Source organism: Sorangiineae bacterium MSr11367 (assembly GCA_037157805.1).
Classification (GTDB): Bacteria; Myxococcota_A; Polyangia; order Polyangiales; family Polyangiaceae; genus Pendulispora; species Pendulispora rubella.
In genome coordinates this window covers 681,724-701,579 of the sequence record CP089983.1, presented here as the reverse complement: position 1 = coordinate 701,579, position 19,856 = coordinate 681,724, and the positions used below count along the sequence as shown (strand labels likewise).

Here is a 19,856-nt window from a genome sequence, read left to right as displayed (position 1 = left end):
AAAGAGACCGTCGGAACATGCATTCCTCCACGATTCAAAATTAGATATGTTAATTACTTCGTCGACGACGAACGCGTTCGATTCCGCGTTTCACGTCAGCCGTGAATCGTCACGGTCGTCGCGCTGAAGGGCAGCGGTCCTTGGGGAAGAGTCACGTGAAGCCGCCCCGCGGCGTCGGCTTCGATGCGCGCCGAACCATTGCCACATGCGCCCGTCGTGGTGACGGTCCACGTGGAGGCGGGAGGATAGAGCGCGGGTGTCACGACGGTGGCGGTGCCCGCCCCGGTCAGGACGAAGCCATGGGCGTCGGCGTTGCTCAGTGAGCTCCACTGCTGCGCCGTATCGCGCTGCAGTGAGACAGACCATCCCCATTGAGACCAGCTCGGGTCGATCGATTCATACGAGATGGTGGTCGGCGGCGCGGGAGGCTGGGCGAACATCGGTGCCAGCTCACCGGCGAACTGCCGCAGGTATTGCGTCCAGTACGGCCAGGAGTGGGTGCCAACGAGGCCATCGTGAAAATGACTCGCGATCCCCAGCGATCCGAGGCGATCGTGAAAGCTCAGGGTCGAAGCGTGCGTCAGCTGTTCGATCAGCGTCGAAGCCGGATTGGGAGGCTCGGCAGGGCCAGGAACTCCGGCGGCCGTGTAGAGCCACATGTTGGTCCAGCGTAGATTTCGCGCCAACGTCGCGGGATCGTGCCCCTGCCAATTGATTTCGTTGGTCAGGCGCGGGCCGAACATGGCAAACGGCTGCACGTGGTCGAGGACGACGGCGGTCGTCGTGATCACCAACTCGGCAATCACCGCCGTGAGCAAATTGGAATCGATATCGGGCGCGCCCGAGAAGGACGCGGCCGCGCCGAACATGTCGGGGTGGCGTGCCGCGTAGCTATAGGCACCAAATCCGCCCTGCGAGAGGCCGGCGATGGCTCGGCCATGGCGCTCACGCTTCGTTCGCAGGTTGTGATCGATCCACGGCACCAGCTGCGAAATGTGGAAGGTCTCCCACCGCGACGGCCCCTCGACGGTGTTGCTGTCCCACCAGTCGGTGAACCACCCCCCGCCGTCGCCGTCGAAACCGCTGTCCGGCATCACCACGATCCAAGGAAGTCCGGCGGTGGTCTGCGCGGCCTCGCCGAACGTGACCCAGTCCGACGCTCGGCCGCTCGTGCCGTGAAAGAGATACAGCACGGGATAACGGGCCGCCGGCGCATTGACATAGTCCGCGGGGAGAAGCACCCGAACGTTCACCGTCCGTCCCAACGCCGCGGATTGGACCGCGAGGGCATACTGACGTGGATCCAATTGGGTCGACGAAACGACGTGGATCCCCTCCCCGTCGTCCCACGCGAAGGGCGGCGGTGCCGATGGAGAAGGCGCGGCGGATGGCGCCGCGGTCAGGACGGCCGCGGACAAGGACAACACGGATGTGCATCTAAGTCGATTCATGGGCATGACGACACACCTCGGCGCGATGGGTTACGTGGGCATGGAAAGAAACGACGCGATGGCCGCGTTGACGGCCTCGGGATGCTCGAGCATCGGCAGATGGCCCCCTGCGACGGTGAGCGCGCGCGTCGGATTCAGCGATGCGCATAGCTTGCGTCCCGCCTTCGCCGGCAAGATGCGGTTGTTCTCGCCCCAGAGGACCAAGACGCGTAGCCCGGAGGGCAGGCCCGAGAGCGCGTCGAGGGCGGCGAAGTCGTTCATGTTGGCGGCAATGCTCATCAGCACGCGGAGCTGGTCCGGATCGCGGTAGCGTTCCCGCAGGTGTTCCAGGATCTCCGAGGGGATCCGGTCTGCGAGCTGCGCGGCCACAATCGCCTTGGCCATCACCGGGGTCGCGGGCAACGTGCCCATGGCGCGTGCCGCACGGCCCGAGAGCAGGGCGAGGCGAACCAGCGGACCGCTGTAGCCGGCGAGAACCGTCGCGCGGGTCAGGATGTTGATCGCGACGACTCCCCGGACGCGCTCCGGCTCGCGCATCGCGTAATGGACCGCCGTGGCGCTGCCCATGCAGTTGCCGACCAGGGTGACGCGCTCCAGATCGAGCTCGTGCACGAACTGGCGCAGTACCGCCACGTACAGCGGCACGCTGTACTCCGTGCGCGGTTTGGCGGAACTTCCGAAACCGAGCATGTCGAGCGCGAGCACGTCATGCGTCTTCGAGAAATGCTCGATTTGGGACGTCCAGATCCGGTGCGAGCTCCCGCCGTTGTGCAGAAAGACCATCGGCTCGCCGCGCCCCGCGCGAACGTAATGGACGGGGTGCCCCTCGAAGTCGATGCGGTTCATGACAAGCGCCTTTCTGCCCAGAGGGCGAGCGTCTCGCGCTCGATCTTGGCGTTGTGCCGGATGTCGACGGGAAATCCGGGATGGAACAGGACGTCGCGGATGCCGCGGGTGTGCTCGTGCGCAGCGGCCAGCTCGAGAAGCTCGGCGCGCACGGCCGCGCGATCGTGGCGGCCCGGTTCCAGCTCGACGCAGACGGTGGGACGAATCCGACCTGCGACGCGGGGCCCCACGAGCGCGCTTCGTGCAACCGTCGGGTGGGTGTTGAACACTGCCTCGCACGGAACGCTGAACAGTGTTCCGGTCTCGGTGATCACGCGCTGCGTGACGCGCCCGCAGAACCAGACCCGCCCGGCCTCGTCGCGGTAGCCGGCATCGCCGATCCGATGGAAAAATGTTCCGTTCGCGAGGCCGATCTTGGCCCTCGCGGTGTTCTCCTGGTCGTTCAAGTACGAGGCCGAGACCCATGGTGCGCGAATGGCGATCTCGCCAACCTCGCCCTGCGGGACGCGCCGGATCTGGTCCCACGACGCGATGGGCCCATCGCTCAGCGCGATGATCTCCACCTCTGCGCCGGGCACCGGACGTCCAACGCAAACGCCGGCGCCCCGATTCGTCGCGGCCGCGGTCTCCCGAAGGATCTCGCGGCTCTCGATGACGGTCGCCGGGAGTGCTTCCGTGGCTCCGTAGGGCGTGCACACCTCGGCGTCCTCGGAGAGCATCGCGCGGCATCGACGCAGTGTCTCGGCGGGGACCGGAGCACCCGCCGACACCACGCGCCGCAGCGACTCGAGACGGAGCCCACGTGCCGTGGCGAAGCGGCTGAGTGGCTCGAGCAGCGCCGGCGAGCCGAACAGAGTCGACACGTGGTACTCGCGCGCGAGCCTCGCGAGCATCGCCGGATCGGCCTTGGCCGGGCGCGTGAAATCCATCGGGGGAAGCACCGAGGTGACACCGAGCGCGGTGCCGAAGATCGCGAACAGCGGCATCGTCGACAGGTCGACGTCGCCGGGGCGCCAGTCGAAGATTCGCCCCACCGCCTCCAGCTGGCCCGCCAACTGATCGCGCCGGACGACGACGCCTTTGGGAACGCCCGTGCTCCCACTGGTGAAGGCCACCATGGCGGGTGCGCTCGGATCGATCTCGGGGAGCGATGTGACCGTCCGCGCCGCGCGACGGAGGCCGGCAAGCGGTCGCGGACCGCCCACGAGCACGGTCTTGCGAACCGTGCGCCGCGCCCAACCGAGCGCGAGTCGGGCCATATGGGCGCGCGGGCTGCCGATGAAGGCCTCCGGCGCCGCCCGCTCGAAGCAGGCCCGGAGGCGGTCACGGCGAAGCCCCGGATCCACGAGGATCGGCACCGCCCCCGCCTTGAGCAGCGCGTACGTGATGAGGAGAAACTCGGGCCCCGGCGGAACGAGCAGCACCGTGCGGGTGCCCGGCCCGATGCCGCGCGCGACGAGGCCACGAGCGAGGCCATCGCTGTCGTCGTGGAGCTGGCCGAAGGACAGCTCGCGCGCGCGCCGCCCGGGGCGAGCCGAGGGGCAGATCAAGGCGGGACGATGCGCATCCATCCGCACGCAATCGAGCATACCGACACATTAGCGAACATCGGTGTTCACAGAGAACATTAATGTTCGCAAATGCTACGCTCCCGTCATGAACCTCGACGACGTCGCCCCGTTGCCGCGGGGCAGGCACCGACTCAGTAGGAACGACGTGATCACGTCGCAGCGCGACCGGATGCTCGCCGCCATGGCGGCTGCCGTGGCCGAGAAGGGATACGTGAGGACATCCGTGGCCGATGTTCTTCGTGGCGCGCGGGTGTCGCGTGAGACCTTTTACGAGCAATTCGCCGACAAGGAAGCGTGCTTCATGGCCGCCTACGAGAGCGCTGCGGAGCTCACGCTGAACGCCATGAGCGATGCCGCCCGCAACGCCGCCGGAGAACCGGTCGAGCGCTTTGGCGAAGCACTCGAGGCCTATTTGCAAACGCTGGCCAGCGAGCCCACCCTGGCACGGACCTTCCTCATCGAGATCTACGCCGCGGGGCCCCAAGCCATCGCCCGGCGCGTCGAGTTGCAGCACCGGTTCGTCGACTTGACGGCGAACCTGTTCGGAGCACGGTCCAAGCAGAGTCGGTTCGCGTGCGAAGCCCTGATCGCGGCGATCAGCTCACTGGTCACGAGCCGGCTGGGCACCGGCAACGCCAACGAATTGGCCGCCCTGCATACGCCGCTGATGGAGCTCGTACGCCGCATGTTGCGAGCACCCGAAAGCGCCGCCCCGGCCCCCCATCGGGCGCGTCGAAAAAAGTCATCGCGCTAGCGCTATCGACGCCATCATACCCGCGACGGGAAGGATTTGCGCGTGGGGGCGTAGATGGAGTCCGAGGGGAACCGTCTTCGGCCCGCTCGCGTTGCTGCTGATTGTTGCGGAACCGAAGCTCGGTCTGATCGCGCTGGTGAGCGCGGGTTTCGCCTTCGCATCGGGGCTTGGTTATCTCGCCAAAGTCCGCGCCGCGGAACGAACCTGATTCAACGGCAGGCTTGCCGTTCACCAGCCAACCGCTTGCCCGTCCTTCCGGTGATCCGACCCTGCCCGGTAAAAGCCGCGCACGCGGGGCATCCTTGCCCCCGCCGGCGATGCGCTCGAAGGGATGAATAGAATGGACTGAAAGCCGCCCATCGATGCGCCGTCGGCGGAAACGACGGAATGCCCCATTGCCCCCAGATCGCTTCCGACGAGGTTGAAAAGGCTCGATTCGAGTTCCAGCCGATTGGGAACCTGACGATGGCGGAAACGTGCCATATCCGTCGCTGCTTGCAAGTTCGCACCGAGATCGAAGATATTGACCATGGTTTGGGCGTGCCCTTGGGCCTGCATCACGAAACCCGCCGAAAGCGTATTGAGCGGCTGCTTCTTCGGGGCAATGGTATTCGGGCGGTGGGGCAGCAAGGTAAACAAGCCTCCTCGATTGTGCAGCACGAAACCATACCCCGGTACGGTCAGGCCGGAACCGAACGCATCGAAGTTTCATCGGAGTTCTCCTGCGAGCCCTCGCGATCGCGCCGAGGGATATAGACTTGCGTGCCCTATCGAATGACCGCGAGAGCCCGATACCGAGCCGTCGTCGCGCTCATATTGAGGCATGGCCGGAAGCTGCGCCAATGCGTCGAAAATCCGCATAGCCGCTCAACGTCGGAGCCGTCTCCCCATCGCCCGGGCGCGGTGAAGTAGGTGCAACAACCGGCGCGACATTTTCCAAATCACCCGCCAAGTCACCCGAATGGATGACATTTCATTGGGACGCCATTCATTAAATCCGCCCGGTGTGATTTGAGTTTTCCGATTGTCGCAAGAAAGGATGACATTCGTCATTTATTGGCACTACCTCATTTGGATAGTGCGATTGTGAACGGCTCCGTCTGATCTCGGTTTTGCATCCACACCGCACCCAGGAGCCGTTCCATGCGATTCATTTCGTCGATTGCCATCGTCTCGATGTTCTTTGCCCTCGTCGTCGGTTGCTCGGCCTCACCCGATGGCGAGCCCGAAACATCGGAAACGGCCGCCGTTCCCGTCCAGGAAGGAGTATCCCCACAGGCCATCTGCCCGCTCAAGTGGACCTGCGGCGAAGGCTTCTATACCTCGAGGCTGGCGTGCGAAGGCGCGTGCGGGGGCACGTGCTACCGCGATTACGCGTGCAACGGATCCTGCACCTGCCCATGATCCTGTCGGATACGCCGCCGCCATGAGCCGCGGCGTATCCGAACCATATGGCGAGCCCGAGCATAGCTGGACGAAATTTTTCGCCTTTTCCGGGATATTCGAGGTCAAGAGGGGCGCGGCCAAGCGGAGTGCGGTAAGAAGCGGGCCATGTTTCCCGAAGTTCTCGCGCCGGCTGGAGATCGAGCGTCACTTGAGGCTGCCGTTCGGGCAGGGGCCGACGCGGTGTACTTCGGGCTGCGTGGGTACAACGCGCGGGCGCGGGCGACGAATTTCGACGAAGAAGAGCTCGCGCAGACGATTCAGTATCTGCACGACCACGGGGTGAAGGGGTACGTGACGCTGAACACGCTCGTCTTCGACGACGAGGTGGCCGGCGTCGAGCATGCGATTCGGACGTGCGCGGCGGCGGGTGTCGATGCCGTGATCGTGCAGGATCTCGGCGTGGCGAAGCTCGCGCGGGCCATCGCGCCGGCGCTCGCCGTGCATGCGTCGACGCAGATGACGTGTACGGATGCGGCCTCGGTCGAGTTGGCGAAGGAGCTCGGCGCCACGCGCGTCATCCTCGCGCGCGAGCTTTCGCTCGACGACATCGCGAAGATTCGGGCCGGCACCGATGTCGAGGTCGAGGTCTTCGTTCATGGGGCCTTGTGCATCTCCTACTCGGGGCAATGCCTCACGAGCGAGGCCATCGGCGGACGAAGCGCCAATCGCGGTGCGTGCGCGCAGGCGTGCAGGCTTCCCTACGAGCTCGTCGTGGATGATCAGCGCGTCGATCTGGGGGACCGCGCGTATCTGCTGTCGCCGGAGGACCTCGAGGCATCGAGCATCGTCGGAGATCTGGCGCGGCTCGGGGTCTCTTCGCTGAAGATCGAAGGACGCCTGAAGGGCCCCGAATACGTCGCAGCGACCACGCAGCTCTATCGCGCAGCGCGCGATGCGGCGGTCGGGGCGAGCGCCGGACCGACGGACGAAGAGCGCAACGACGCGCTGCAAACGTTCACGCGTGGCTCGGGCGTCGGCTTCTTTCGCGGTGTCGATCACCAGCGCCTCGTCGAAGGTCGCTCGTGCGATCATCGCGGCCTCCTCGTCGGCCACCTCGAACGGGTCGAACGCGCACGCGGGCGCGCGTGGCTTTGCATCCGCGCGAACGCGGAGATCGCGCGCGGCGACGGTCTGCTCGTCGAAGGCGGCTTCGCGAGTGCCGGTGAGTTCGGCGGGCGCGTCTGGGACGTGATCGGCGGTGGTGCCCAGCCGAATGGAGCTGTCGTGCGCGTGTGGCTTGGGCCGGATGCCCAGGTCCCTGCCGACCTCGCCGGCGGACGGGTGTTCAAGACGAGTGCGCCCGGCGTCGAAAAGCGCATTCGGGCGCGGGATGCCGCGAACAAGAAGACGCCCCTGCGGATGAAGATCTCGGGGTCGATCGGCGAGCCGTTCGTGCTCGAGGGATCGATCGGAGAGCGTCGAGCGCGCGTCGTTGGCGATGGCTCGATTGAAGCGGCGCGTTCCGCTCCCGTCGATGAGGCGACGTTGCGCGACAAGCTCGGGCGCCTCGGCGATACGCCGTTCGAGCTCGATACGTTGGAGATGGCGTTGCCGCCGCACGTGATCGTTCCACTGTCGTCGGTAAACCGCGCGCGCAGGGCACTCGTGGCAGCGCTCACCGAGCGGGTGCCCGTCGTGCTCACGGACGCGCGCGCCGAGGATTTGATCCGAGCGGCGGTGCCGCCCGACCGCGCACCGCCTCAGGGCGGACTCTACGTGCTCTGTCGCACCCTGGAACAAGCCGCGAGCGCCTTGGATGCCGGCGCGGCGGGCGTCTATCTCGACTTTCTCGAGCTCACCGGCACTGGTGAGGCGGTGCGAGCGCTGCGGGCGCGCCCGGGGGCCTTCGTTGGTGTAGCGCCGCCGCGCATTCGAAAGCCGGGCGAGGAGAAGATCGATCGCTATCTGGCGTCTCTGTCGCCGGACGCGGTCCTCGTTCGCGGGCTCGGTGCGTTGCGTGAGCTCGATCCGGCACGATCGAACATCGGCGACTTCTCGCTCAACGTGACGAACCGTATCACCGCCGCGGAAGTGCTCGGTCGTGGACTCGATGCGTTCACGCCGTCGTTCGATCTCGATGCCGCACAGTTGCTCGTTCTGGCGCGCACGGGCTTCGGTCCATGGATGGAGACGGTGCTGCACCATCCCATGGCGCTCTTCCACATGGAGCATTGCGTGATCGCGGCGCTGCTCTCGGAAGGCCGCGACTACAAGACGTGCGGTCGGCCGTGCGAGAAGCACCGCGTCTCGCTGCGCGATCGCGCCGGGATGGATCATCCGGTCGAAGCCGACGTCGGCTGCCGAAACACCGTTTTCCACGCCCGCCCGCAAAGCGCCGTTCAGCTCCTCCCGGAGCTCGTGCGAGCGGGCGTGCGCCGATTCCGCATCGAACTCGTACGCGAGACCGCGGCAGACGTTCGCCACCTCGTGACCTCGTACCGCGAGGCCATCGAGGATCCGTCGAGTTCGTCGCGCATCTGGAAGACACTCCGCACCGACAGCGGTTACGGCGTCGTCAAAGGTTCACTGCGCGTTCTCGGATGACAGGGCGTATCGCCGGCGACGCACCTCCAAGAGCAAGAGGACGAACACCACCGGCATCAAAAGCAGCACGCCGATCGAGGGCCAATCGATGGTGTGCTGCATATGCCATGCAGCGTAGAGCGAGCTACCATGGCTCACGAGCTGCTGGCCCGTGAGAAGTCCAAACGGCACGACGAGCCAATGGGGCTTGTACCAAAGGCCGGCGGCAATCAGCAGATTCACGCAAACGAAGAGCGCGTGGCGCCACGTGGGCTCGTCCGGCACGGGTGCCACGACACGGTAGACATGAAAAAGCGCTGCACACACGAAAAGTGGCGCAATTGCGCGAAGCGCGAGCCGTACCTTCACGTGAACTCCTCGGAGCAAGCCAACACCGATTCCATGTGCCACTCGATGATAGCCGAGAAGTCTCCAGCACTCGCCAGGCTGCCAAGCACGCCAAAGATGCGATGGTGCGCGACGGAGGTGAATGAACGCCAGGGTCCGGGCGTCGCACGCTTTCCACATTCTTGCTTGGAGAAGGAGAGCGTCTTCAACATGGCGGTCGACGAATCCTACGTCTACTGGTCGACCCAACGGGGCGAGGTGTTCCGTCTCACAAAGTAAGTAGACCTCTCCTCGCACGGCTGACACGGCCGACTACCCCGCCGCGAGCACCAGGCGCGTCGGCTGCAGCGCCTGGTACTTCGCCACCAACGCCGCGGAAAACCCCGCTCCCTCGTTGGTGATGGCGAACAGCCCGAGCCGGTGCTTCGCCGTGATGGCCGCGTCGAACGGCTTCCAGCCACCGTCGACCCAAGCCTCGGCCCACGCGTGCCCGAAGGCGAGCGGCTTCGCCATCTTCAGCAGCACGAGGCCGCAGATGACGCGCGCCGCGATCCCGTTGGCGCGCAGCAAGGCCGCAAGGAGCACCGCGTGCTCGGTGCAGTCTCCCTCGGCCCGTTTGGCCACGACCGACGCGACATCGAAGCCTCGCATCCGGTTCTTCTTGGTGATGAACTCGGCGACGAACGCCGTGAGCGCCACCGCCTTTGGCTCGCCCGCATTCTTCTCGAGGTACGCCTTCGCAAGGGTCCCCACCGGCGCGAAGGCCGGCTCGTCATAGTCGAGCAAGAAAGAAGGCCGGGTGAAACCCTGCGGCCGATCCGCGGTCACCGGCCGGTATTGCGCGAGGCGCACCCGGACCCCATCGGCCGTCGCGTCCACCTTTCCATGGCTCGCGCGCAGCGCCGCGGCCAGCGCCGCGCTGTCATCGCGTTTGAGCGTGAGGTGCACCGGCCCCTCGAGCGCGACGTCCCCCTCGATCGTGAGGGGCACGGCATCGAGGAGCGGCAGCGCGTCCTCGTCGGCCCGCGCGCGGGATCCGGCGAGCAGCCCCCCGCCCACCGCGAGCCCGAGCCACGCCCTCCGGGTGATCGCGCCGTTCACTTGTGCGACTCGAAGATGGCTCGCTCGAACGAGAGCTCGATCGCCCCCATCTTGAGCCCCACCTGCGTCGTGCGCGCGTCGGCGTCGAGTGTGGCGCGCACCTGCACCCCGCCGTTCGTGATTTCGAACGCGTTCGCATCGCTCGTCGCCTTGTACGTCGTCGGCGTCATCCCGATCGGATTGCTGCTCGACGAATAGCCGCTCATGCTCAGCTCGCGGACCTTGCGGCCGCGCAGCATCTTGTCGCGCACCTCGGCACGCTGGCGCCAGGAGGCCCAGATCGGGGTCTTGCTGGTGAAGTCCCCCTTCACCGCCTTGCCGCTTTTGGTCCCCTCGACGTGGTACTTCCCGCCTGCCTTACGCTCGACGGTGATCGACTCGGCTTGCTCGCCCCCCTCCTCGGAGATGGTGCGGATCTTCGTCGCGATCCCGTCCTTGCTCGACTCCGTCACACGGACCGACTCGACGCTCATGAGCTCCGTCGGGGAGCGGCGCAGGAGCAGCGTCGACGACTCGAGCTCGACGTGCGTCCCTTCGGGCGTGATGAAATGGCGCTCGGTCGTGTACCCAATGGGCTGCTTCTGCACCTTGGCCAGCGCGATCTCGAGCTCGTTCGGCGCCTTCGGCTCCTCCGCGTCCTTCTTCTGGAAGCTCTTGGCAACCGACTCGACCACCCTCTTGAAGGTGGCGCGGTAGCCCAGCTCGTCGTGCATGCAGAGCAGAGTGTCCCCCGCCCGATCGAAGACGGCGATTTTGAGCGCGCCGAGGAGCGGTTTGCCGGTCTTCTCGTCGAGGTACTGCAGCTCGGCCAGATAGTACGGCACGTTGCCGAGCATCGCGGCTTCGAGCATCGTTATCTGGTTCTTCGGCTCGTCTTTTTGCACGTCGCTGACCACCGAGCGCAGGAGGCTCCCCGTCGACGGCGAGTCACCTCGGAGCAGGCAGATGACCGGCTGCTCCGTCCCGATGGGGATCATGACCTGCGGCACGTTGTTCTTTGCCTCGAAGGTCGGCTGCGCCGAGCTCTCGGCGGCCAGCACGAGGCTGCCGTCGCCCGATTTCGCGCTCACCGCTTTGAGGCCGGTCGATTCTCGCGCGAGAAGGCTCTCGAGGCTCACCTCGCCGGAGCTGTTGGCAGCAGCGGCCGGCGCGCTCGCCGCGGGCTTCGCGGCGACCGGGGCACTCGTGCCTCCGGAGTTGGCAGAGTTGGCGCCACCGCACGCGGCGACGAAGAAGGACAATGAAAGAACACCCAATGAAAAGTCGGTGCGCATTGCGTCGCTCGGATAACATGCCATTGCGCCTTGGGCAACATTCCCCAGGGGCCGCTCGCGGGACGGGGTGACCGCCAAGGAAAAACAAAGTCGCGACGCCGCGGGAAGGTCCCAGACCTGGCTCGCCGCGGATTTCACGAGGGAAAATGAAATGTGATTGCGGCGCTTCTCTTGCAACGCCTGCGTTGTAGTTCTGTTTTCCTCACGAAGCTGCATGCGTGTCCTAACCGCCCGGCGTGCGTTGCGGCCGAAGGGCTGGGAGCCTATTTCGAATACGAAGCCACGATCTGGCCGACCAGCTTGGCCCAAGGCATGTCCAGAGCGTCGTAGACGCGCCCCGCTTCCGGCCTGCCATTGTCCTTGAGGATCTCGACCATCAGGGTCGCATAGTCGGAAAGGATGACGCCAGCTTGGCTCAGACGCAGCAGGTTGACATCGTGCTTGGTCTTGCTGAACGTGCCCGAGGCATCGACGGCGACATAAGCGTCGTAGCCGCGCGCCACCGCCGTCATCGCCGGGAAACCTGCGCAGACCTCGAGCGAAAGTGAATGTCGTGGCGCACGCCTCGGACCGAGCGATCGACATCGTCGGCGAGAATTATGACCTCGCGGTTCGGGCACATTTCGACCGGCTGCCGGAGTCCAATCTGGTCCAGCGTACCCTCGCACCGGCGCCTTGGTTCCTTTTCGCGGGTGCAGGGCATCTCAAGGCCAACGGCACGCCGAAGACCTCGCAGGATCTTCGGAATCACCCGTCCTTGTTCATGACGAGGAGCAGCGTCGAGCCGGTCTGGCGCCTTCGCCATGCACGGCGGAAGCGCGACGAGGTCGTCGTGCCGTTGACGCCAAGGCTGCTCAGCGACGACATGGTTGGACTTCAGCAGGCCGCCATCAAAGGCCTCGGCCTGGTCGCCTTGCCGGCCTACGTCTGCCGGGCCGCGGTTCGCTCCGGCGTGCTTCAGCGCGTGCTACCGGACTGGCTCGCCGGCGAGGCCACGCTCACCGCACTCATTCCGTACAGGCAGGGACTGCTTCCGTCGGTGCGCGCGCTTCTGGAGAGCGTCAGCGGGCCACGAAGCCGCAGCCCTGCTTTCCAGCTTGGAATTGCGCTCCAGGACCGGAGCAAATGCCGCACGGCAACGCGCAGCAGCCCGAAGCGCAATCCGCAGCGTTGAGGCATTGGCCACCAATGAACTGTGCGCCGCGGCCATTGCCCACGTTCTTCGCACCCGCGGGGTCGAACTTGGGGCCACCGACACATTGACCGCCATTGTTGGTCGGCGGCGGATTGTCGTTCGGGCTGCCCGCATTTCCCGGCGGGCTATCGTCGATCTGGTTCGGCGGCGTGGGCGGCACGCCGTCGATCTCCCTCGCACGATCCGCGCCGACACATGGATTCTTGCTCGCCGGGTGACGTGTCGCACAGAGACCTTTCGGGCACGAATTAATGACGAAATCGTCACCGCCCGTGCACAGCTCGAAGCGCGTATCGTCGATGCAGTGGAACGTGTTCGCGGCCTGTTTGACGCACAAATTCTTCGTGCCGGCGAAACCCTCTCGGCCCGGTGTCTCGTTCTTGCCTTCGTCCACCGCGGGCTCATCGCTCGAGCCCGAGCACGCGAAGAGAGTGATACCGACAATGAGCGACGAAAGCACGTAGCCGACTTTGCGAGCTGTCATTTCGACCTCCAGGGGAGCCGTTCGATGATGACGAGCGTTTCAGCAAGCGATGTGCCTCGCGCCATCCCGGCGGCGAATACGCATTTCGGTCGCGCAATTTTAATATCGAGCTCTCGCAAACTCCATTTCTTGGAACGCAATGGATCCCATGCTTTTGGATCGCGCGATCCATCGGTCGCTCCGGTCGGGAGGGTGCATCGGACCGGCTCGGCCACAATCCAAGGATGGCAAGTTCGATGCTCCGTCAGAATTTGCCGTTGGCATTCTTCCATCGAGCCCGGATGGGAATCGCCTCGATGGTGTCCCAGTGCTCCGCGAGCTTGCCGCGGTCGACACGGAAAAGATCGTAGAACGCGGTCGGCTCGCCGGCGAATGTACCTTCGCTGACCGTGAGCACGAAATTGCCCTCGCCCAGCACGTGGTGGATGCGGTCGTATTTCATCGTGACGCCAGCCTTGGCCATGGCTTCGAGCGCTTTGCCCAGGCCTGAAAGGCCGTCCCCGATACTCGGATTGTGCTGAATGTAATCGTCGCCATCGAACTTTTGCGATAATGTAACAATGGATCCGATGCTCGATCTGACGCTCCTTTCGGCTTTCGTTGCCGTCGCCGAGGCAAAGAGCTTTTCCTCGGCTGCGAAGCGGCTCGGGGTCACCACGGCGACGATGAGTCGCAAGGAACTTGGAGCGGTCTAGACCCGCCGTGCTTGATTGGAGGCGTTCGAATATTCGAGGGATGCTTGCGTCCAAAGGACCATGACGCGATGGATCATCCTGGCGCCCTTGTCCGCTTTCATGGCGGGAGTAGCGTGTGCGCGAGCGGGGGCTCCCACGGCTCCTGCGACGACAGCGCCGGTGCACGGGCTCGCCGATACGTGCCGCGTGCGCGAGACGTTCGCCACCGAAGGCCTTATCGACGAGCATCACTTCGCAGCCGATGGCCGCATTCTCGTGAACGTCTACGAAGGATCTGGGCGCCGCGGCCGCGAAGACTTTTCTTACGACGACAAAGGACGCCTCGTCCGCCAAAAATCGCGTCAAGAGGAGGACGAGGTACGGCGTCCGCATCCGAGCCCGTTGGATCGCGCGGCCTCGACATCCGAGGAGATCATCGTCTACGCCTACGACGAGCAAGGCCGAAAAACGCAGGCTACGATAACGTCGCACGACGACGCGCCAGGCGTCGCCCCCTCGTCCACGAGAAGCGAAAACCGCCACTACGACGATGCAGGCCGTTTGATTCTCATCGAAAGAACCGGCGGCGCCTATGATGGTGTCAGCGCGCGCTTCCTGTATGATGGCGCACACCTCGTCGAAGAACGGCATGAGGTGAAGGGTCGCGTGGTGTCGTCCAGGAAGCTCTCGTACGAGCATGGGCGGCTCGCCAAGGAGGAGATGACCGGAGAAAACCTGGGGACGGCTCGTTACGCCTACACGTTCGATGCTGCCGGTCGATTGACGAGCAAGGATCTCGTCGGGAATGGCGGCCCAATGCCTTGGCAACGCCTCGAATACGACGGTGCGGGCCGGATCATTCGATACACGGATCGGGATTTATGGACTCGCTATCAATATGACGCGGAGGGCCGCATCCAACGCATCGAGCACTCGAGCACCGCCCCCCAAACATTCGAATATGACGCCAGCTGTACGGCGAAGAACACCGCGTTGCTCCTGCCGAATCCCATCCGTTGGATCTTGGAAAGCCCTGACACCCTGGTCGCCGAGATTGGCCGCTCTCGCTTCCATTGACATCGGGATGCAGTTTCACAGAAAGGCTAGTACGGCGGCACGTTTCATCTACCTGGTAGAGGTATCGCGGAAAAGACATCGTCGGGGTCGAACCTGGCTTTCAACTCGAGCAGTCTTCGCCCATTGGGACCAAATGCGGACGCGACCTGCTCCCGCGCATCGTGATGAAGTAGGTTGGCGTAACCGCCCGGCAGCGCCCAATTCGACAGCTTCAACGAAAGATCGTGTGCCCAGCGACGATGCTTCGTTCCGTCGAGGTGCGCGGGTTCCCAAACGCCGTAAATCAAGGCGGAGAAGTGCGGCCGGCGCATGCCGAATGCCGTGTCTTCCGGCGGCACTCTCGTCCCAGCACCGTGGAAATGGTGCAGGATGATGGATGAAACGGGGGAAGTGCGGTCATCGTAGGCCGAAACCAGTGCGGAAACGACGTCCGGCGACAGGTCCGCGAGCCACCGCGTGGCAAGTGAGTAACCGCGTCCCGACACCAGCTTACCGTTGGTGATCGAAAGTAGATCCGATGCGGCCATCGGCTCGACTTTGCTGACCATCGGCGTGCCGAAGCTTTCCATTTCGCGGACAATCTGCCGGCCACGTTCCAGCTCGCCGCTCCACGTAGGACTGATCATGACGACCGGATCGCCGCTCGGTCCAAGCGAAAGAATGGTGGCCCCCGCGAGTTCGTCCGGCGCCGCCTGCATCATGCTGGAAAAGCGCGCCAACACGGCGGACGCCTCGGCCCACGGGAATACGATAATCCCCGACAACACCCGTCCGACCTTATGCAATCGGAGACGCATCGACGTGATGACGCCGAAGTTCCCCCCTCCACCTCGGATAGCCCAGAACAGATCGCGGTTGTGGGTGGCGTCGCACGAGGCAATGCGTCCATCGGCCAGTACGACCTCGGCGGCGAGCAAGCTGTCCAACGCGAGCCCGAAGCGCGTCGTCAATGGCCCATAGCCACCTCCCGAGAGAAGGCCGGTCATGCTGATCGTGCCTTCGTTGCCGATCATGGCGATCAAACCATGCCGCCCGACGGCGGCGTTCAAATCGGCCCCCGTCACGCCAGCAGCCAGGGTCACCTCGAGAGCTTCCGCGTTCACCGTGCATTCCCGCATGGGCGTCAGGTCAAGAACGAGTCCCCCGTCTCGCAAAGAGCGTCCAACCCAATCCCGGCCGCCATTGCGCACCGACACCGGAAGCCCTGCAGCCCGCGCCGCCAGCAAAGCGGCGCGGACATCGCGGGGCGTGAAACACGCGACGACGAGGGCGGGCTGGCGCTCAATCGCACCATTCCAGAGGCCGGTGGTCCGTGCGTATCCTTCCGAACCGGGCACGTGGACGACGCATGTCGATCCGGAAAGCGGGTCGTCCATTGCAGCGAGTTGCGCCGCAGATAAATGCGTTGATGCCTGCGTTCGCGCATTGAAAGGCTCGACCATGGCAGCGGCTCCCGCTTCTGGAGTGCGAAATGAGAGAGACGTATCCGCCAGAGACGATGGTGAACCCGACCGATCGGAGTAAAGCTCGCGCCGACCATCCATGGTCAAAGAGTTCCTGGCCATCGCGCACCAGTTCGCCGGGCACGTCCGTTTCGAGCCTTCTCGAGGGGCGCACCAAACCTGACAGGAAGCTGTCGAAAACCGATGGCAGGGTCTTCCCATGAAGAACAACAGCATCAACTGGTTCGAGATCCCGGCCCGCGAATTGGACAAGGCCGTCGCCTTCTACGAGAAGACGTTCGACACGAAATTGCGACGCGAGGTATTTGGCGGCGAGCCGCATGCCATCTTCCCCGTCGAGAAGGATGCGAAGGGTGTCACCGGCGCGCTCGTCTCCGCCGAGCGTCTCACCCCCGGCGCCGGAGTCCTCATCTACCTCGACGCCCCCGACGGCGTGAAGGCGACGTTGGCACGTGCCAAGGCGGCCGGCGCCAAGGAGCTCGCGCCGCACACGCCCATCGGCGAGAATGGCTTCATCGCCGTCATCACCGACCTCGAAGGCAACCAGATCGGATTGCACTCGATGCAGGCCTGATATCACCGTAGCTGCGTGCCCGAGACGACCTTCTCACTGTCGTCTCGGCTTTCGTGCGACGCGTTCGACCTGCGCGCCGCGTTTTTTGCGATGAACCGTCGCGCTTCTCGGGCTCGCTCGTCGCCGTCGAGACGAACCGATGCGCGAGGAAATCCACGAAATGCGCGAATCTCTAAAATCCGTCGACGTCGACGACAGCCTGCGCGAAGGCCTGCGGCGCTTCCAATGGTAGGTTGTGGCCGATGCCACCCTCGACGGTCCGATGCTCGTACTTGCCCGTGAATCGGTCACGGTAAGACGCGGGCTCTGGATGTGGCGCACCATTGGCGTCTCCCTCCAGCGTGATCGCGGGCACCTTGATCACGGGACGGACGGCGAGCTGCCTTTCCAAATCGTCGTATTGGGCCTCGCCCGGAGCCAGGCCGTACCGCCAGCGATAATTGTGAATGACGATGGCGGTATTGTCCTCGTTGTCCAACGTCGGTATGCTGCGTTGAAAGATGGCCTCGTCGAAATTCCATTTTGGCGAATGGAGCTTCCACATGAACCGTCCAAATTCGCGCTTGTTTTTCTCGTAACCCACCGGGCCGCGTTCCGTAGCGAAGTAGGACGCGTACCACCATTGGTACTCGGTCTCGGGTGACGCCGGCGCGTTGGCGGCGGGGACGTTGGTCAGCAAATACCCGCTCACACTGACCATCGCCTTGCAGCGCTCCGGCCATAGCGCCGCGATGATACAGGTCGTCCGGGATCCCCAGTCCACGCCCCCGATGATCGCCTTCGGGATGTCGAGCGCGTCCATGAAGGCGATGATGTCGCGGGCAACGGCCGACTGCTGGGCATTGCGGACCGTGCTGCTCGACAGAAACCGGGTGGTGCCATGGCCACGCAAATTCGGAACGAGCACCCGATACCCCGCCTCCGCCAGCAAGGCTGCCACATCGACGAAGCTGTAGATGGCATAGGGCCAGCCGTGCAGAAGAATGACCGGCGGGCCATCGGGAGGGCCCGATTCTCCATATCCGATATTCAGCACACCGGCGTCGATCTGCTTCAGCGCACCGAATGACGTGTTCGTTCCCGGTTTGACCGGCGGCAGCCGGCCGGGCCTCACGGTGTCGGCCTGCGCTTTCGAGCAGCCCAGTATGCCCAGCTGGGTGCCGGCAAAGGCCATGGCTGCGGCACCAAAAAAACGACGGCGATCAAGATCGATTCTTTCGGACATGTGTCTCTCTCGTTGGTTTGAGGCGGCGCGGGCTCGACTTGGAGGCCACTTTGGCGCGGGACGCCGGCGTTGACTTGTTAATTCCAGTAAAACGCGACCGTCGTGCCGTTTTACGGACGTCGTTCGGGTTCATCCGCTAGCGTCATCGGCCTAGCGTTCTCGCAATGGTGCTTCTGTTTGCGCAAATTCTTATCGAAATTGCGGACCAGCGCGCCTGGCCTCTCCCTTCATGCGAAGAAGATGCATCGCATGCGAGTCAATCGCAAGCGCTTTCAAGCCTCAATACTATTTGACGTCGAAACGCCCCCCCCCCTTCCACGCCTGAACAGCCCGCTAAACGATGCTCGTAAGCGTCTTGCCGAATCGTCCACCTCTCGACGAAAATACGCCACGAGGCGGGAACTCGGCCGGCTCCCCGTTGTCTCTTAGCCCGTGGATCCGATCGCCTCCCTTAACCCCGATCCGAGCGATGTCTTTGCGCCCTCGGGCACGCCGGATACGCCCGCGCGTTTCGCGCGTCGCTTCGGCTTTCGCTTTGCGTTCGCTTATGGGCTGCTCGCCAGCTTGCCGCAGCCCTTGAGCAACGTCACCCAACTCGAACCGCTCACCAACGTGTACGACCGCATGTGGCGCGCGCTCGTGCCCTGGGTGGGGCGCCATGTTCTAGGTTTTTCGCGTGACGTAGCGCCCTCGCAGTCGGGCACCACCGATTCGGCTTACGATTTCGTACTACTTTTCTGCGTGGTTGCCCTCTCCGCGGTCGCGGCGCTCGTCTGGTCGCTGGTCGACGTGCGGGGCGAGCGTGACGCGAAACTGCACGGTGGACTGCGGATCTATCTGCGTTACATGCTCGCGATGAACATGCTGCTCTACGGCATGTTCAAGATCATGATGGTGCAGTTTCCGACGCCGGCCATCGAACAACTGAGTCGCACGTACGGCGATTCGTCACCCCATAGTTTGATGTGGGCCTTCATGGGGTACTCGACCGCCTACAACGTTTTCGTCGGCGGGGCCGAGGTTCTGAGCGGCTTGCTGCTCTTCTTTCGCCGCACCACGACTTTGGGGGCCATGCTGGTTGCCGCCATCATGGCGAACGTAGTCGTGCTGAACTTCTGTTACTACGTCGGGGTCAAACTCTTTTCCGCACACCTTTTCTCGATAGCGCTCTTCCTGCTCGCCGCCGACGCGCGGCGTCTCATCGACGTGTTCGTGCTCGGCCGGCCCGCCGCCGCCACTCCGCAGCGCCCCCCCTTCCATTCACGCCGATTCGAGCGCGCGAGGCTCGTACTCAAGGTCCTCTACATCGGTGGCTCGCTCGTCGCCGCGATGAGCTCCGCGTTGATGATCCGGAAGATGCGCGACAGCGGTTCGCCCGCCAGGGCACTCGCTGGCCCTTACGTGATCGAGTCCAATGCGGCCAGCGCCGAAGTGCGAACTCCGCCGTCGGATCTCGTGCGTTGGCGCACCATCATCGTCGGCCAACATGGCTCCCTGGTCGTCAAACGCGACGATGGCAATATGGTGCGATGGAGGTTCAAGGTCGACCCCGAAGCGCACACGCTCACGCTTCGGCCGGGCATGCGCGACGCTCTGCCAGGGGGCGCCGAGAGGATCGTGCTGCATTACGAACGCCCCGACCCCGCGCACCTCACGATCGAGGGCGTCCTCGGCGAGCAGCGCCTCGCCCTCACACTCGCCAAGACACCCGACCCCGAGTTCGCATTGACGTCATATCGGTTTCACTGGATCCAAGAGACGACGTACAACGATTGACTGTCCGACTCAATCAACGTCGCGGCAACCGACGGATCCGCGATCGATTTACCTTCCATGGTGGGCGTCCCCGC

Annotated in this window: 20 protein-coding genes; 7 read left to right on the top strand and 13 right to left on the bottom strand. The window is 64.4% G+C overall.

Translation table 11 applies throughout. The features are described 5' to 3' along the window. Positions 1–95: 95 nt before the first annotated feature. Genes LVJ94_03065 through LVJ94_03055 form a run of 3 tightly spaced genes read right to left on the bottom strand, consistent with a single transcriptional unit; the run spans position 96 to position 3,886 of the window. Positions 96–1,427: an esterase family protein gene (locus LVJ94_03065; protein ID WXB06226.1), complete on the bottom strand. Its 1,332-nt coding sequence runs from the start codon at positions 1,425–1,427 to the stop codon at positions 96–98. Between the two features lie 54 nt (positions 1,428–1,481). After that, positions 1,482–2,297: an alpha/beta hydrolase gene (locus LVJ94_03060; GenBank protein WXB06225.1), complete on the bottom strand. Its 816-nt coding sequence runs from the start codon at positions 2,295–2,297 to the stop codon at positions 1,482–1,484. Then, the gene (locus LVJ94_03055) at positions 2,294–3,886 is read right to left on the bottom strand and encodes an AMP-binding protein (GenBank protein WXB06224.1); all 1,593 of its coding nucleotides are present in this window, start codon (positions 3,884–3,886) and stop codon (positions 2,294–2,296) included. The genes LVJ94_03060 and LVJ94_03055 overlap by 4 nt, the downstream gene beginning before the upstream one ends. Positions 3,887–3,953: 67 nt before the next feature. On the opposite strand from LVJ94_03055, the gene LVJ94_03050 reads away from it, so the two are divergent. Next, on the top strand, positions 3,954–4,622 hold the full coding sequence (locus LVJ94_03050; protein ID WXB06223.1) for a TetR/AcrR family transcriptional regulator: 669 nt from the start codon (positions 3,954–3,956) through the stop codon (positions 4,620–4,622). A gap of 228 nt (positions 4,623–4,850) precedes the next feature. On the opposite strand, the gene LVJ94_03045 is transcribed toward LVJ94_03050, so the two are convergent. Beyond that, entirely contained in the window at positions 4,851–5,282 is a 432-nt protein-coding gene (locus tag LVJ94_03045; GenBank protein ID WXB06222.1) for a gamma-glutamyltransferase family protein, read from the bottom strand. Positions 5,283–5,765: 483 nt separating this feature from the next. On the opposite strand from LVJ94_03045, the gene LVJ94_03040 reads away from it, so the two are divergent. Next, on the top strand, positions 5,766–6,026 hold the full coding sequence (locus LVJ94_03040) for a hypothetical protein (protein ID WXB06221.1): 261 nt from the start codon (positions 5,766–5,768) through the stop codon (positions 6,024–6,026). A gap of 147 nt (positions 6,027–6,173) precedes the next feature. Beyond that, positions 6,174–8,612, top strand: a complete 2,439-nt coding sequence (locus LVJ94_03035) for a U32 family peptidase (protein WXB06220.1) — start codon at positions 6,174–6,176, stop codon at positions 8,610–8,612. Here the strand turns inward: LVJ94_03035 and LVJ94_03030 are convergent. The 5 genes from LVJ94_03030 to LVJ94_03010 all read right to left on the bottom strand — a co-directional run bounded on the left by LVJ94_03030 (position 8,592) and on the right by LVJ94_03010 (position 11,826). After that, a complete protein-coding gene (locus tag LVJ94_03030; protein WXB06219.1) occupies positions 8,592–8,960 on the bottom strand; it encodes a hypothetical protein in 369 nt (122 codons plus the stop codon). The two genes, LVJ94_03035 and LVJ94_03030, sit on opposite strands and share 21 nt — an antisense overlap. Continuing rightward, positions 8,957–9,151, bottom strand: coding sequence for a hypothetical protein (locus tag LVJ94_03025; protein ID WXB06218.1), 195 nt, complete (start codon positions 9,149–9,151; stop codon positions 8,957–8,959). Before LVJ94_03025 ends, LVJ94_03030 begins: the two co-directional genes overlap by 4 nt. A 100-nt stretch (positions 9,152–9,251) precedes the next feature. Continuing rightward, the gene (locus tag LVJ94_03020) at positions 9,252–10,040 is read right to left on the bottom strand and encodes a lasso peptide biosynthesis protein (GenBank protein WXB06217.1); all 789 of its coding nucleotides are present in this window, start codon (positions 10,038–10,040) and stop codon (positions 9,252–9,254) included. Then, complete coding sequence (locus LVJ94_03015) at positions 10,037–11,314, bottom strand: hypothetical protein (protein WXB06216.1); 1,278 nt, start codon at positions 11,312–11,314, stop codon at positions 10,037–10,039. Before LVJ94_03015 ends, LVJ94_03020 begins: the two co-directional genes overlap by 4 nt. A 263-nt stretch (positions 11,315–11,577) precedes the next feature. Then, the gene (locus LVJ94_03010; GenBank protein ID WXB06215.1) at positions 11,578–11,826 is read right to left on the bottom strand and encodes an isochorismatase family protein; all 249 of its coding nucleotides are present in this window, start codon (positions 11,824–11,826) and stop codon (positions 11,578–11,580) included. A gap of 41 nt (positions 11,827–11,867) precedes the next feature. On the opposite strand from LVJ94_03010, the gene LVJ94_03005 reads away from it, so the two are divergent. Further along, entirely contained in the window at positions 11,868–12,488 is a 621-nt protein-coding gene (locus tag LVJ94_03005) for a LysR substrate-binding domain-containing protein (GenBank protein ID WXB06214.1), read from the top strand. On the opposite strand, the gene LVJ94_03000 is transcribed toward LVJ94_03005, so the two are convergent. Together LVJ94_03000 and LVJ94_02995 are read right to left on the bottom strand one after the other, a co-directional pair. Then, positions 12,376–12,993 (bottom strand): hypothetical protein, encoded by a 618-nt coding sequence (locus LVJ94_03000; protein WXB06213.1) that lies wholly within the window; start codon positions 12,991–12,993, stop codon positions 12,376–12,378. The genes LVJ94_03005 and LVJ94_03000 overlap by 113 nt on opposite strands. A gap of 244 nt (positions 12,994–13,237) precedes the next feature. Next, positions 13,238–13,669: a hypothetical protein gene (locus LVJ94_02995; GenBank protein WXB06212.1), complete on the bottom strand. Its 432-nt coding sequence runs from the start codon at positions 13,667–13,669 to the stop codon at positions 13,238–13,240. 79 nt (positions 13,670–13,748) lie between these two features. Here LVJ94_02995 and LVJ94_02990 point away from each other — a divergent pair, with 79 nt between their 5' ends. Beyond that, on the top strand, positions 13,749–14,744 hold the full coding sequence (locus tag LVJ94_02990) for a hypothetical protein (GenBank protein WXB06211.1): 996 nt from the start codon (positions 13,749–13,751) through the stop codon (positions 14,742–14,744). Between the two features lie 44 nt (positions 14,745–14,788). Here LVJ94_02990 and LVJ94_02985 read toward each other — a convergent pair whose 3' ends face one another. Further along, on the bottom strand, positions 14,789–16,120 hold the full coding sequence (locus LVJ94_02985; protein ID WXB06210.1) for an FAD-binding oxidoreductase: 1,332 nt from the start codon (positions 16,118–16,120) through the stop codon (positions 14,789–14,791). Positions 16,121–16,406: 286 nt separating this feature from the next. Here LVJ94_02985 and LVJ94_02980 point away from each other — a divergent pair, with 286 nt between their 5' ends. After that, positions 16,407–16,781: a VOC family protein gene (locus LVJ94_02980; protein ID WXB06209.1), complete on the top strand. Its 375-nt coding sequence runs from the start codon at positions 16,407–16,409 to the stop codon at positions 16,779–16,781. A gap of 172 nt (positions 16,782–16,953) precedes the next feature. Here the strand turns inward: LVJ94_02980 and LVJ94_02975 are convergent, their stop codons facing one another. Then, complete coding sequence (locus tag LVJ94_02975; GenBank protein WXB06208.1) at positions 16,954–18,006, bottom strand: alpha/beta hydrolase; 1,053 nt, start codon at positions 18,004–18,006, stop codon at positions 16,954–16,956. Between the two features lie 432 nt (positions 18,007–18,438). Here LVJ94_02975 and LVJ94_02970 point away from each other — a divergent pair, with 432 nt between their 5' ends. Next, a complete protein-coding gene (locus LVJ94_02970; GenBank protein WXB06207.1) occupies positions 18,439–19,782 on the top strand; it encodes a hypothetical protein in 1,344 nt (447 codons plus the stop codon). The last annotated feature ends 74 nt before the right edge of the window (positions 19,783–19,856 follow it).